Consider the following 14,974-nt stretch of genomic DNA (forward strand, 5'->3'; position numbering starts at 1 on the left):
CACCCTTGAATTAATGCACTCAAACTGCATTTACACAGAATTATTTACAGGCTCAGTTTAAAATAAAAAAGTATATTTAAACTATAGGTGCCTCTTTACGCACTGTTTGAAAAATATTACTTCTCTGTTTACTAAGCCTGCCTACTATTATGAGGCTCAAATAATACCCTCTCGATAACGCTGTAAGGCACTCCAACTTTTGTCATCATTTTCTCAGCTTCTAAAAATATTTTCGTATGTGAAAGCACAAGACCAACCTTGATAGCATTATCAAACGTATTATTTTTGCGTTTAATCATCATATCTCCCTAAGAAAGAGTGATTATTCGATCTTACTTCAGGGCTTTCAGTGCGATAACGCACATTTGAATAATTAAATTAAAACTAAATAAAAGAGTAGGATTAATGAAATAAATTTATTCGATATCATTTACATATACATATACATATACATATACATATACGGTTACGATTATTCCGTATTATTTTATGTCTATCTCAAGAACGAAAGCCCACTAATAACGTAGATTGAGGAAGTTTTTCTAAAAAATGATTAAACATCATTAAGTAGTTTTTCAAAATCATTAATAGGGATAGGCTTTGACATCAAGTAACCTTGTAGATAATCGCAATCCATATCAGTCAATATTTGACGTTGCTCATGAGTTTCAACCCCTTCAGCAATTACTTTCAGTCCTAGCTTATGGGCCATAACAATAATTGCTTCACAAAGTGCTAAATCCTCAGAACTGGTTGATAAGTTACGTACAAATGTTTGATCAATCTTAATATAGTCTATATCAAATTTTTTAAGGTAAGACAAAGCAGAATATCCAGTCCCAAAATCATCCAAAGCCACTTGCACCCCTATGTCCCTAAACTCGAGTAGTTTATTTTGAGTTGAAGTATTGGCCTCAAGAAGCAATCCTTCTGTAATTTCCACTACGATACTTTTCCCAAGTAAGCCTAAATCTTTCAATTGCTCATGCCAAGACCTATACTTTTTGCTTCTGTCATTAAACTGAACAGGGGAGACATTAATACTAATTTGAAATTCAGAGTCATATGTTTCTTGCCAACGCTTAACCGCTTGCACTGCCCTCTGAAATACAAACTCACCGATATCATTAATAAGTCCAGTATGCTCTGCTATAGGAATAAATTGATTGGGATTAACGGCACCATATTCGGGATGCTGCCATCTAATTAATGCTTCAGCTTTTAAAATTTTACCTGATTTAGAATCAATAATTGGTTGATATGCAATCCATAATTGATTTTCTGATAATGCGCTACGTAAATCATTAGCCAATTTGATTCGTGCTTTCATATCAATTTGCATAGAAGGGGTAAAAAAGCTGTATCCATTACGACCATTAGCTTTAGCCGCGTACATCGCCTGATCAGCATAACGGATTAGTTCCTCTGAGTCTGAACTGTCATCAGGATAGATCGTAACTCCAATGCTTGCCGAAATAAAATAAGACGTTTCCTCCACTTCAAAGGGTACTTGTATTGAAGAGAGTATTTCTTGGCATATTGATTCAATATGTGGTGTGTTTATCAAGTCAGGTATGATTATCATAAACTCATCACCACCAAGCCTAGCCGTGATGTCGCATTTTCTCAAACAACCAGTTATTCTAATTGCACAGGATTTTAGTAAACTATCCCCCGTTGAGTGACCTGATGAGTCATTGACCTGTTTAAAATCGTCAAGATCAATAAAAAGCAAACCCACTTTAGTCTTGTATCGTTCAGCTTTTAAAATGGTCTGTTTAAGACTATTTTGAAGTAGATGTCTATTTGGCAACCCTGTTAAAAAGTCAAAATTTGCTTGGTTCCAAATTTTATTTTGGTTTTCTGCTAACTCTTTTTTAGCTTTTGATTTTGATTTGTAAAAACCAATTGAAAATATAAGAAAAGTGAATAATATGACTGCTATTGCAAATTTTAATATTGTTTCCTGATTACTTTTTTCAAACTTCCATTTCCTCATTAAATCTGGATTATTTTGACCTATGAGGGTTGTGGCTTTTTCCATAATAGAGCTTAATACTGGCTGGTCATTTTTCACAGCCATCGTGACTGTAGAGGTAAAGGGTGTTAAACCAGATTTTTCAACAAAATTAAGTTGATTTAATGCGATATGGTAGTCAACCACAAATTCGTTTCCAATATAGGCTTCAACAGAACCCACTTTAAGATAATCTAAAGCCTCATCTGCTATATCTACGGGAATAAGTTTTAATTCAGGGTTGTTTCTTATTAAACTCTTTGCTAATCCACTTTTCTTGAAAATCGCAACTTTACCTGATCTCAAGTCCTCTAGATTATTTCGCTGAAATGCCTTACTTAAGTTTTTATTAATATATATTGCATATGGAATCACTAGATATGGCTGGCTTAATAAATGAAATTTATCATTGTTTGAGCTTTGTCCACTTATACTCGATATAATGTCAGCTTCGAAGTGTTTAGTGTCTTCAGTGTAATTAACAATTTCAAAATTTATTTGATAAAGATTTGCAATTTCTTGAAGATAGTCGATAGCGTACCCACGATGTAACTGATTTTCCACCTGAAACTCTATGGGCATCCAACCGCTTTTAACCGCAACTAAAATTGGATCATGAGTTTTAATCCATTGTTTTTCTATAATGGTTAATGGAATAGTTGAATTTAGGTTATGGATTTGCTTTTGAAACTTAATAAGCTCTTGTGCCTGAGACTTTGCACAATATAAGAACAAATACCCAACTAAAATTAATGCGTTAATTATTATTTTGTAATAATTAAGCTCAATTAGTTTTGTATATTCATTTCTAAGTATCATGCACAAAGTCTATATTAGATTAATTTTTAGAAAGTATATTACAAAAGTACTTACCCACTTCTGATTAGTTAATTGGTTGTTAACGACTTTTTGCTTAGAAATGGCATAAATGTTTTTGAAGTTGGATAACATTTAAATAAGTAAAAAGTCCAAACAGATTACTTAACAATCAAAATTTAATTGTTAGCTTAAATTAAATACCTCTGCAGTCTTCTTAAGTATTATTTAGTACAACTAACTAGTGACTCAGCAGCTGGTGAATCAGCCTGGCAAGATACAAGCTATGTGGTTTTCAGTAATCCAAAAAAAATTTAATGTCTGCTTTGGCGACGATCCTGCCAGACTTAATAAGCAGACTTTCAAGTTTACTGCGTTAGATCTTGGAAGTTGTGCACTTGGACCCTAAACAGAATATGACTAATCTCATATAATGTATCTTTTCAAATGGGACTTATCTCAACTAATGGAGATGACGACATTCGCAAAGTAATTCTCAACGCATCCAAGTAAATATTTTTGTTCTAAGAGGCGAAAATGTCCGCAATAATATCTGCATCTGATTGATTGATAATCAAATGTTCTGCAACACCTTGAGAGAGAAAACACTTGGCTTGTAGCGTTGCATAAATCTTTCAGTTGTGTGTAAATCTCCAACTTAGCATCTATATTTACCTCAACAAAGCTGTAGTAAGTTGGATAAAATATAAAATTCCCCCAAATTTGCGACAATACTATTCTATTTGTTTAGTAACAACTTCTCAAATTCATTAGCTGGTATAGGTTGTGAGATTAGGTAGCCCTGTGCATAGTCGCATCCCATTTCAATTAATAATTCGCGTTGTTCAGCAGTTTCAAGACCCTCAGCAATAACTTTTAGGCCAAGCTTATGTGCCATAACAACCATAGCTTCGCACAATGCCATATCACCAGAGTTTGGTAACAGGTTACGGACAAAAGATTGATCTATTTTAATGTAATCTATGTCAAACTTTTTAAGATAGGATAATGATGAGTAACCAGTTCCAAAGTCATCCAGTGCTACCTGAATACCTGCATCACGAAACTCAAGTAACTTATCGTTAATTAAGTAATTGGCCTCTAATAATAATCCTTCTGTAATTTCTACTACGATACTTTCCCCCCTTAAACCTAAGTTCTTTAACTGGTGACTCCAAGGTTTGTATTTACCACTTTTATCGCTAAATTGAACTGGAGAGACATTAACGCTGATTTGGAAATCCTCGATATAGCTTTCTTGGAGACGCTTAACTTGAAGCGCTGCTTGGTAAAATACAAACTCACCAATCTCACTTATTATCCCAGTATGTTCGGCAATGGGGATGAATTCTGCAGGGCTTACCAGCCCATGTTTCGGATGCTGCCAACGAATCAATGCCTCAGCCTTGATGACTTTACCAGATTTAAGATCAACAATCGGTTGGTATGCCACCCAAAGCTGATTATCATGCAATGCACCTCGTAAATCATTGGCCAGTTTCATCCGGATTTGCGCTGTCACTTGCATAGCTGATGTAAAGTAGCTATACCTATTGCGACCCGCAGCTTTGGCAGCGTACATCGCCTGATCTGCATTTTTGAGTAACGTATCTGTATCAGCCCCATCGTTTGGAAAACACGTGACACCAATACTTGCTGACACATAGGCAACTTCATTACATAACTCAAAGGGTTCTGAAAGTACCTGTAAGATATTCTGTATCACCCTGTCAATACTCTCCGTGTCATGCAGGTCACTCAGGAGAATCGTAAATTCATCGCCGCCAAAACGTGCAACCGTATCAGACTCTCGAACGCAATTTGTTAGACGTTGTGCAGCCTCTTTTAGTAGCAAATCGCCCTTTGCGTGACCTAAGGTGTCATTAACCTCCTTAAAATAATCAAGATCAAGAAACAGCAACGTAAGCGGCAACTCAGTTCTATTCGCCTTTTTTATTTCCTGTTCTAGTCGATCCTGAAACATACGTCTGTTGGTTAACCCCGTAAGAGCATCAAGATTGGCATGTTGCCAGATCAATTCATCAGATGCTTTTTTATTGGTGATGTCGTTAAACATGGCGATCCGGCGCATGACAGATCCATCATCGGCAAATATGGTATTGATAATAAGCCACTTTGTATAAATTTCCCCGTTCTTGCGTTGGTCCAATATTTCACCCTGCCACTTGCCAGTGGTAATGATCTCCTGCCACATAACCTGATAGAAAACTTCATCGTGCTTCCCAGATTTGAGAATACTTGGGTTCTTGCCCACTATTTCCTCCGGAGGATAACCAGTGATGACTGTAAACGCAGGATTGACCGCAATAACAAGGTTTTCAGCGTCTACAACTATCATAGCTTCACTAGACGTTTCGTAGATGGAAGCTGCTAACTGCAAAGACTCTTCATAAGTTTTTCGCAGCATTTCACGATCAAAATTATCTAGCGCGAAGGCGATGTCAGTCGTCATTTCCTTAAGTAAGGCAATGGCTTCATCATCGAAAGCATTAAGTTGAACATCGTAGACAGAAAGCACAGCAAACGGCTGACCCGCGCGCGAAATTGGGAAAGCTGCGCCCGACTTCCAGCCATTATTTATATACCTCGCCTGCCAGGGAAGCGTCATTGGAGAGGAGCAATAATCATTTACCACGACTGGTCGATTCTCGCGCATTGCTATACCTATAGGCCCCCTGCCTTCAGGTATAGCTGCATTTGTGGAGACAATGATTCCGTCTAAGTAAGCTAAGTTATTACCGTACTGGGCAATAGGAAAGACTAAACCGTTCACATTATCCAGTTGACCGACCCAAGCCATGCTCATACCACCAAAATCGACAGCACAACGACATACTAGCGGAAACAGTTCATCTTGCTTCTCCATGCGAACAATAGCTTGATTAACCTCACTAAGTGCTTTGTAAAGATTTGTCAGACGGAGTACGCGCGCCTCAGATAGCTTTCGTTCGGTAATGTCGCGAGTGATGCCCAGCGATGCTGTAATTTGCCCGGAAGTATCGCGTAGTGGATTAGCATGAGTTTCTAGCCAGAGCCTTCTGCCTTTGAGCCCAACAACCTGGAACTCTAGAGTCCCAGTTTCTCCAGCAAAGACTCTTTTATTTAAATCTATAAATTTTTGGCGATGTTGCTCAACCACGAGTGGATAAATACATTGGTTCTCGACTTGTTGTAAAGTGTCGGCTTGTATCATTTTCAGCCCAGCTGCATTGATCTCAAGTAACGAACCATCTGCTGCCAACAGTTTCACGCATTCAGGCTCAGTACTAATGATGGTTCGGAGGCGACTTTCGCTAGCAGCAAGTTTTGCCTCAGCCTGTTTGCGCTCAGTAATATCTCGGACGAAGGCAAAGTTGTATTCTTTATCCTCGTAATTAATATAGTTGGCTGAAACCTCTACTGATCGCATTGAGTTATCTTTTCGACGATGAGTAGTTTCAAAGAATATAGACTTTTGTTTAAGCAGGTCCTGCCAATGAGTTGTCCATATTTCATCCCGAATAATAGGATCGATATCTGCAATGGATAAAGTCAACATTTCGACCTCTGAGTACCCCATTTCCTGGCAAGCCTTCTGGTTGGAATAAAGGATATGTCCCTCTGAATCGATTCTGTAAACTTCTATAGAAGAATGATCAACTACGAATTGTGTAAGCTTTAAGTCATTCTCAGTTTTTTTTCGCTCGGTGATATTTCTGGCTAAAGCAAAGTAATAAGAAGCTCCTGCATATTCAAAATAGTTGGCGATAATTTCCACTGGATAAATGCTGCCGTTTCTCCTTTTATGCCAGGTTTCTATTGTATCGACACCGTTTTTTTTAATCTGTTGCCAATGACTTACCCAGAATTGTTCCTGAAAAGTGGGATCTATATCTTCAATGCCTTTGGACAATAGATCATCTTTCGTATAACCGTGTGCTTGGCATGCTTGATCATTAACATATAGAAATTTTGAATGCTCGTTAACAAGGTAGGCGGCCTCATATATGCAATTAATACCGAAATTTAATAGAGTCAGATTTTTATCTGACAGTTTCCCGGCATCTCGGAATATCTTGCAGAAGTAGCTTTCATTATTAAAGCTAACCTGGTCGCTAGTCACTTGCACTGGAATGAACTTCCTAATTTTTGAAAGGTATAAGGACTCGAATGTATATGGCCCCAGATTACCTTGATTTTGTTGACTCCAACTTTCCCGGCATACACTCGGATCAATGTCAAAAATATTAAGCTCGAGCAGTTCACTTTCGGTATAACCCAGTAATTGGCATGTGGCTTGATTGGCGTAGACTAAGCGTCCGCTTTTGTTAATCCATAATATCCCGTCTACCGACAGTTCGACCGATACTTTGGTCATGTGGTGTAACACTGACGGGTCTAATGCGGGTAAAGACGTACATTGAAATTCCATAATATCATCCGTAAGTTTTAGCTTTATTACTCAGCAATAGCAATTAAAGTCGACATGTTGGCTGTTTAGATTGGTGCACCCATAAATACCTCAATTTATTTTCATTTAATCAAATTCTTGATGTTGAATAACCTATATTGGGACTTGGAGCCCTAAACACGTAGCCATTTTTAAAAAGCTCCCCACAAACACACAAGATCAATAACATTTGAGGTTTTAAGTTCCAGTGTTAGCATTTACCAAAGACACATGACTTGCTTTATGCATGGATTTGGCACCTAATCCCACCGCACCTTCTAGCTTAAACACACTGACCACGTCAGAAAGCTGTATCGCTTGTTCTACTAAACTTTCCGCAGCGGCGGCGGCTTGTTCTACTAAGGCCGCATTCTGTTGTGTGGTTTCATCCATGCTCGTCACTGCAGCATTCACTTGGTCGATGCCTGCGCTTTGCTCTACTGAGGCTGCCGTGATCTCCCCCATAATGTCGGTTACACGTTGTACCGATGACACGATCTCTGCCATGGTTTTACCTGCTTGCTCTACTTGTGAAGTGCCTTCAGCGGTTTTGCTGACAGAATCTGAAATCAACTCTTTAATCTCTTTGGCAGCACTGGCTGAGCGTTGAGCTAGATTACGGACTTCACCTGCTACTACCGCAAAGCCCCGGCCTTGTTCACCTGCTCGTGCGGCTTCTACCGCAGCATTCAATGCAAGGATGTTGGTTTGAAAGGCAATGCCGTCAATGACTGAGATAATGTCTTCGATCTTTTTAGCACTACTGTTGATGGCGCTCATGGTATTGACCACTTGACCAACGACTTCACCACCTTTAACTGCAACGCCTGAGGCTGCCGCAGCAAGCTGGTTGGCTTGTTTGGCATTTTCAGCGTTGTTTTTAACGGTTGAGGCGAGTTGTTCCATACTAGCAGCAGTTTCTTCTAGGCTTGAGGCTTGTTGTTCGGTGCGTTGGGAGAGGTCGTTATTTCCAGTGGCAATTTCATTGGCTGCGGTGGTAATGGTTTCTACGGCTTCTTTGACAGCAATAATTGGTGCGACGATAGTTTCTAATGTGGCGTTCACACCTTCCACCACTTTACGGAAGTCGCCTTGGTGTAGTGTTGCGTCAGCACGTACTGTAACGCGTCCTTCGGCGGCAGCTTCTGCTAGCATATTGGCATCTTCAACCAGCTTATTAATTGCACCGATACAAGTGTTTAAGTTGTCTTTAATATTGTTAAAGTCGCCGTTGTAACGTGCCGTAATATTCTCTGGAATATCACCTTTTGAAATACGCTCTACGCAGTCCGCAGCAACATTGAGTGGTCCGACTACTGAGTCTAAGGTGTGGTTGACACCTTCGATAATCTTACGGAAGTCACCCTGGTGTTTGTTTGCATCTGCACGAGTGCTGAGCTTGCCTTGCTCTGCAGCTTGAGATAAGGTATTTGCATCACTCACCAAGCTATTCACTGCGGTAATACATTGGTTAAGATTGTCTTTTAGTTGATTAAAGTCTCCGTGATAGGTGTCGGTAATCTGAGCGGGAATATTACCTTTGGCGATGCTGTCTACGTAGCTGGCAGCAACGTTAAGCGGATTAATGACTGCATCTAAGGTGTCGTTTAGACCTTGCACAATTTTACGGAAATCACCTTGATGTTTGCTTGCATCAGCACGAGTACTTAGTTTGCCAGCTACGGCGGACGCAGAGAGTATATTCACATCAGTAACAAGCGCATTAATATTGCTGCGTACTTGTTCGATGGCTACATTGACGAAAGCTTTTTTACCAGGGAAATTTTCTAGTGTTGCCGTTAAATCACCTTCGCCAAATGATTTCACGCAAGCAAGCGCTTTTTTGTTCATATCGATATGACCAGCTACCATCTTATTAACGCCAGCAGCAAGGGTGTTAAAAGATCCTTCAAAAGTTGACTCACTGACAACTTTATCAATATCGCCTGCATCATGTGCATTACTCATTTGTGTCATCTCATTTATCAATGATTTCACATTGGAACCAAGCTGATTCATAGACTTATTTAGCTGTGCAATTTCATCATTGCCGTTTACTAAAATTACTTCAGACAAATCCCCTTTTGATAGTCTTTGAATAGATTTAACGCTCATTTGTATTGGCGCAATGACCATTTTGTTCAGAAAGTAATACAAGATGCCAACTAAAATAATTACTGATAAAAGCCCAATTAAGATTGCGGTATTTCGAATTACATTAATTTTGGCCAACACTACTTGCGTAGGTACAGTTAAGACTAACGTCCATGGAGTTACGCTAGCTCCAACTTTTACTGGAACATAGGTACGATAAACCTCTTGGCCAGTAACTGTATCAACACTGCTGAATGATTTCCCTACTTTAATTTTCTCTTTAACAGCTTTCGAAATACCATTGTCAGCTGAGTTTTTATTAATGGGGTTTAGCTTACTTTTAGCGACATATTCACCTTGGTATGAAATCAATTCGGCATAGCTACCATCATATGGTTTTATTTTCTCAATATCCGATTGAATGCTAGCTAACGGCATATCAATACCAGCCACCCCAGAAAATCTACCTTTAATTGTGATGGGAACTACTACACTTGTGATCAAAGTATCTTTACCTGAAATCTTATAGCTATAAGGTTCCAAAACGGTTTCTTTTCCCGTGTTTTTTGCAAGTAAATAGTAATCTCCTGCGCCAGCTTTGTCATAATCAACTAACGGCTCAAGTTGTACTGATCCACTACCACGATTCCAATATGGAATATAGCGACCAGTTAAATCATGACCTTTCTCATTAATGTACTTGTTATCCATATCATCAAATGCATTCGGCTCCCAAAGTGTCCAAGTCCCGACAAACTCTGGATTCTCATTGAGTGTTTTAATCAGCATGCTATCTGCGAGAGATCTGTTGGCTTGGTTCGTGGCTTTCATTGACTGAAAAGACCATGTTAGTGCACGTGCACTATTCATCGCATTATTAAGTGTTCTTTCAGTCTTCGCTCCAGCTATGCTTGCAGATTCATCAGCAAGTTGAAATGCAGTGGTCTTCTCGACGTTAATTGCTTGATAAATAATAATTGAAATCGTAAGCGCAAATCCTATGGTTGCTATTGTGGTCACAATCAATGCAATTTTTAAACGAATACTCATTTTATTAATTAACTTTTTCATCAATGTTTCCTTTTTATACCGCATATTATATTTCATATCAAGAATAAATTATTACTACAGGTAATTTTACGTAAAATATTTATCGTTCAAATTAGTGATGAAGATGGTATAAGTTGGTTAATTCAAATTGATAATTTAAATTAGTTTGGAGAATATGACTCACAAAGTTTTAAGCTCAGCTGCAAATTAAGACGCACCTGATCGCGATAATAAGGAAACTATTAAAGTGAGGTCAGCATTCAGCTGTATGAAGTGTCTTATGGCAACTTAGTCAACGTCGAGCAAAAACCTAAAGATTTTGACCGCGAAAGCCTCTAGCTGCGTTGTATGAATCAGTACCGTTGCTATATAAAAAGAATTGACCATAACTGCGGTCCTAGAATAAAGCACACCCAAGTTTGCTAAAATCGGTTGGTGTTTTGACCCAGCGTGAAGTTTGAATGTCGAGCTCTAAGTTTTTGGAGCTCTAGACATTGTGCATTTATATTACGTAACCTAATGAGGATGCCATTTCAATCGTATTAATAATTGACATATTTTCTTTCATCTTGAGCCCCACGGTCATAACAATGGCAGCTTAAGCTTTTGGAATTTTTGGGTGAACTATCATAGTCCTGTAAACCAATCTTAGTCTGGGTTATAGCCAACGTCATCAGGCTCAACACCAATCCAATCCATTTAACAAAGTGCTTCGAGCTTTAGAGAATTAGCCTAAAGTTTCGCTTGCACAATAATCTAGCCGATTCCCATTTGACGCTAAGTATTCTTCTCAAATCAATTTTTGAGGTTCTTGATACCTTCATCCTTGACTGTAGTATTTATTCTTTGTACTTTCTTCTGAATCGATTCAAGTCTGTCGTGCCCTGCATTTAGCTAATCTACGAAATGGGAAGTTTAACGATATACGAATGTCCATTATGGGGACTCGCATGCAATTTTATATTTCTTCCCTTGTACATAATTTAAATAGCCTGCTTCAACTTATTTGATTGTCTAAATCTATTTTTACCAACAATCTTGAGTAGCTTTAAAAACTTTGGACATTCAAAATGATTAGGCGCTGAACATGCTGAAGCATGAAGAAGCCCATCACGCATAGATGTCAGATCTTTAATTTTATTGTCTAACTCTTCAGCTTTTGCTAAAAGTAGATCCCTATCAATCTTAATACCTTCTTGCGTAAACATTTTACCAATCTCATCCAGTGAGAAATCAACACTACGCGCTAATGAAATTAGGGCTAAGCGTTCAAGTATTTTGTTATTAAAAGTTCTGCGCAGACCGCGCCTACCAATAGATCTAATTAGCCCCTTCTCTTCATAGTAACGAAGTGTTGAAGCAGGCAATCCTGACTCCTTTGCAACCTCAGAAATATCCATTTTTTATCCTTATGCAAACTATACTTGACTTAAAGTCGACTTTAAGTTGTATCTTAATCCTTACTTCACAATAAGTGGAGCATAAATGGTGCTTGAAAAGGGATTTAATATGATAACTGTTGAGTTTGTGGTGCTCTACCTTGTGTTGGGTACTTTTGTTGGCTTTATGGCTGGGTTATTGGGGGTTGGAGGTGGCGGAATACTGGTACCTTTATTAGTCACTATATTAAGTTATCAGGGGGTAGGTCAAGACAATGTAGTGCATTTGGCTCTTGGAACCTCATTAGCTTGCATGATTATCTCATCGTCATCTAGCATTTACGCTCATGCTTCTAGGGGTACTGTTGTCTGGAAAATGGTATATGGAATGACACCTGGAATTATATTAGGTGCATTTTTAGTTGCACATGTCGCAGCTGATGTTAACTCAACTTATATCGCGATATTTTTTGCATTATTCATGGCACTTGTAGCTGGCCAAATGTTTCTGAATTGGAAGCCAAACCCAAGCTTAAAACCAACTAAATTTCGAAACTTATTTATAGCTGGGACTGGTATTGGCTCCATATCAGCACTAGCTGCTGTCGGAGGTGGCTTTTTAGCTGTTACATACTTAAGCTATAAGAATATAGACATGAAAAAAGCAGTAGGTACTTCAGCGGCTATTGGATTTCCAATTGCAATTGCAGGAACAATTGGCTACATGATTAGTGGATGGTCTAGAACTTTAAATGACCCTTATACTTTTGGATTTATTTATCTACCTGCTTTTTTAGTAATATCAATTGCAAGTTTTATTGCAGCTCCAGTCGGAGCAAACCACTCAGCTAATTTGCCTGAAAAACAATTGAAGAAAATATTTGCCATTGTTTCACTGCTTTTGAGTTTGAAAATGCTTTATTCAGTCTTTTAAATGTTGGGTAATGAGTACTTCTTGAGTTAAATGTGTGGTGTCCGCTTTGGGGGCCTTGTGACTGTGAGTAAAACGGGACCGTCTAATTTTGGATGACGAAAGTTACTTTAGATGAAACACTAGAAATGCTGATGCAGACGAGCCAAGCTGGGCGTGGGTTTTAGCTCGATTGCAGGTTATGCGTAAACTTTTGGTTAAACTTGCATCTTATGAGGGGATTGAGTTGCGGCTTATAGTGTGAGGAATAAAATTAACCTATTGATTTTAAATTAATGTTAATTGCAATATATGCTTAAGCCCACATTTTGGGGCGGCCTAATAGATAAGCGTCGCCCAATTGTTTAGAGGCCTATTTTGCCTCAGCGGTTTTATCATGCACCTGTGCCTGGTTAATTTTGGCCATCATCTGGTCCATTACCTCTTTAACCACTGCACCCGCGTTTTTAAACCCGTGAAAGAGAGAGTTATCCCATCTACCTGTAACAACTAAATTACCAGACTTCGCATCGAAAAAATTGATGTTCACAGATTGCAAGTACATCACTAAATCCCAGCGCCATACGTCAGCGTATGTAACAATCATATCTACATCATCTGATTTTCTAGTCCCCGCTGGTAACGGCGCTTTTACATTTAGCCCTTGAACTTGTAGTTGCTCAGTAACATGTCCGTCCATATCGGCTGAGTTATCCTCTTGCGGCACCAACGCTACCGATTGTAGATTTTTGGGAGGAGTGAGATTAGCTAGCGTAACATTTTGGGTAGTAGCACAGCCGATTATTGAGAGGCTTACTACAACCAATAGAAGCACTCGGATTATATTTTTCATTTTGTTCCCTTATTATAATTTTTCATCAGATGACAAAGGTATTTTGTCAGGCCTGCGGAGTATAAGGAGAAGTTAATTTCATGTCCACCGAATGGGAGCTCAACTAGTATATGTAATAGCTTAAGGCGAATATCCACATTGTCTTATTCTTTACTATCAACCTAATTTATAACTTAATATCGCAATTCACCCATGCTGTCTCATTAACTAAACTCATATAACCGCTCTTGTTGATTGAGTATCTAGCTATTATCTAAAGAATTACCTACCCAATTATTCTTTCTTCTAATTTCGACTAAAGCATTGACCAATGCACCTTTGTATCGAAGTGATGATGCTTTGGAAATCGCTAAGCAAACGGAAGTTTAATGGAAACTTGAGGCAGAGGTATTCATGCCTTGACCTAGATAAAAGCCAAGTAGGGTGGGTAACTTGTTCCCCACGCGTGGTACTTTTCAATATTCACCGTTCCCTTCCGCCCCTCGGCGAGTTTCTTTCTTTTGCTTAACCAAAAGAAATGAAAACAAAGAATACCCTCTCAGAAAACTTACTTGTTTAGTCTGAACGGACTATGGAAAAATTCTACGGCAGGCTTATACTGGTCATTCATATGTGGGAGAACGACTATGAACTACAAGACTTTATGTGTAAAAACTTTGGCTTGTTTACTGTTCTTGCTTCCTCAGTATGTGTTGGCTGCGTATCGCTATACGTACACTAGTAGTCCAGTGACTGATATCATTGCCAATGATAATATGCGAGGCGATGAATTTAAACCGATCTCGAACAATGATTTCCTTACAATTGTAATCAACTCACCCACTCTGCTGGTTCAAGTGATCGAATACCAATCTGGTGTAAATCCTATAGGTTATTTTGAAAATGCCTCAACTCAAATATCGTTTGGCGCATACTCTTTAACAGACACTGAATTAGAAGGTATTGTCTTTCGTAATTTATTTGTGAATGAGTACGATGCCAATGGTCTGCCTACTGCATGGAGTTTTAATTTAGTGAATTTCCCCTATGGCAATGGCGAAGTGCCAGAATATTTCAGGGGTCTGCAACTTCTATCTGATGGAGATGCAAATGGTGCATACAATGAGATATTTTCCTATATCAATGTTCCTACGGATGAATATTACATCAATGCGATTGCCCGTGGCACTGGCAAGTGGACTCTTGAGCAAATTAGCTCAACAGTTCCAGAGGTGGAGACCTATGCAATGATGATGGCGGGGTTGGGCTTAATTGGTTTTATAAGCCGCAGAAAGAAAATCAAGTATCAATTACCGACACATTGTTCTAACACAGTTAACGCAGGATAATTATCCAAGATTTTGTAGAACTCGTAGATACCGTTAGCACTGTCAATTGACTTTCATCACAATTTTGCTTAATTTGC

The 14,974-nt window shown here is 38.7% G+C and carries 8 protein-coding genes and 1 pseudogene; 2 read left to right on the plus strand and 7 right to left on the minus strand.

All coding sequences use genetic code 11. The annotated features are described in order from the left end of the window. Nucleotides 1-131: 131 nt before the first annotated feature. The 6 genes and pseudogenes from PSV17_RS11925 to PSV17_RS11945 form a co-directional block, all read right to left on the minus strand. Entirely contained in the window at nt 132-299 is a 168-nt protein-coding gene (locus PSV17_RS11925; RefSeq protein WP_300482912.1) for a hypothetical protein, read from the minus strand. 254 nt (nt 300-553) lie between these two features. Then, a complete protein-coding gene (locus PSV17_RS11930) occupies nt 554-2,836 on the minus strand; it encodes an EAL domain-containing protein (protein ID WP_300482914.1) in 2,283 nt (760 codons plus the stop codon). Between the two features lie 736 nt (nt 2,837-3,572). Further along, a complete protein-coding gene (locus PSV17_RS11935) occupies nt 3,573-7,211 on the minus strand; it encodes a PAS domain S-box protein (protein WP_300482916.1) in 3,639 nt (1,212 codons plus the stop codon). Between the two features lie 270 nt (nt 7,212-7,481). Further along, nucleotides 7,482-10,448: a methyl-accepting chemotaxis protein gene (locus PSV17_RS11940; RefSeq protein ID WP_300482918.1), complete on the minus strand. Its 2,967-nt coding sequence runs from the start codon at nt 10,446-10,448 to the stop codon at nt 7,482-7,484. A gap of 289 nt (nt 10,449-10,737) precedes the next feature. Further along, nucleotides 10,738-10,812 (minus strand): annotated as a pseudogene (locus tag PSV17_RS13950) (hypothetical protein); the annotation flags it as partial. 598 nt (nt 10,813-11,410) lie between these two features. Continuing rightward, the gene (locus PSV17_RS11945) at nt 11,411-11,827 is read right to left on the minus strand and encodes a helix-turn-helix domain-containing protein (RefSeq protein ID WP_300482920.1); all 417 of its coding nucleotides are present in this window, start codon (nt 11,825-11,827) and stop codon (nt 11,411-11,413) included. An 85-nt stretch (nt 11,828-11,912) separates the two neighbouring features. Between PSV17_RS11945 and PSV17_RS11950 the strand changes: the two genes are divergently transcribed. Beyond that, entirely contained in the window at nt 11,913-12,740 is an 828-nt protein-coding gene (locus PSV17_RS11950) for a sulfite exporter TauE/SafE family protein (protein WP_366910642.1), read from the plus strand. 349 nt (nt 12,741-13,089) lie between these two features. Here PSV17_RS11950 and PSV17_RS11955 read toward each other — a convergent pair whose 3' ends face one another. After that, a complete protein-coding gene (locus tag PSV17_RS11955; protein WP_300482922.1) occupies nt 13,090-13,569 on the minus strand; it encodes a hypothetical protein in 480 nt (159 codons plus the stop codon). 626 nt (nt 13,570-14,195) lie between these two features. On the opposite strand from PSV17_RS11955, the gene PSV17_RS11960 reads away from it, so the two are divergent. Next, complete coding sequence (locus tag PSV17_RS11960; protein WP_300482923.1) at nt 14,196-14,897, plus strand: PEP-CTERM sorting domain-containing protein; 702 nt, start codon at nt 14,196-14,198, stop codon at nt 14,895-14,897. Nucleotides 14,898-14,974 lie beyond the last annotated feature (77 nt).

The sequence above is a fragment of the Methylotenera sp. genome (genome assembly GCF_029946165.1).
Classification (GTDB): domain Bacteria; phylum Pseudomonadota; class Gammaproteobacteria; order Burkholderiales; family Methylophilaceae; genus Methylotenera.

Bases quoted from the DNA above. Each gene is read 5' to 3' on its own strand.
- PSV17_RS11925 (WP_300482912.1), bottom strand. From the start codon at position 299: ATGATTAAACGCAAAAATAATACGTTTGATAATGCTATCAAGGTTGGT.
- PSV17_RS11930 (WP_300482914.1), bottom strand. From the start codon at position 2,836: ATGATACTTAGAAATGAATATACAAAACTAATTGAGCTTAATTATTAC.
- PSV17_RS11935 (WP_300482916.1), bottom strand. From the start codon at position 7,211: ATGACCAAAGTATCGGTCGAACTGTCGGTAGACGGGATATTATGGATT.
- PSV17_RS11940 (WP_300482918.1), bottom strand. From the start codon at position 10,448: ATGAAAAAGTTAATTAATAAAATGAGTATTCGTTTAAAAATTGCATTG.
- PSV17_RS11945 (WP_300482920.1), bottom strand. From the start codon at position 11,827: ATGGATATTTCTGAGGTTGCAAAGGAGTCAGGATTGCCTGCTTCAACA.
- PSV17_RS11950 (WP_366910642.1), top strand. From the start codon at position 11,913: ATGGTGCTTGAAAAGGGATTTAATATGATAACTGTTGAGTTTGTGGTG.
- PSV17_RS11955 (WP_300482922.1), bottom strand. From the start codon at position 13,569: ATGAAAAATATAATCCGAGTGCTTCTATTGGTTGTAGTAAGCCTCTCA.
- PSV17_RS11960 (WP_300482923.1), top strand. From the start codon at position 14,196: ATGAACTACAAGACTTTATGTGTAAAAACTTTGGCTTGTTTACTGTTC.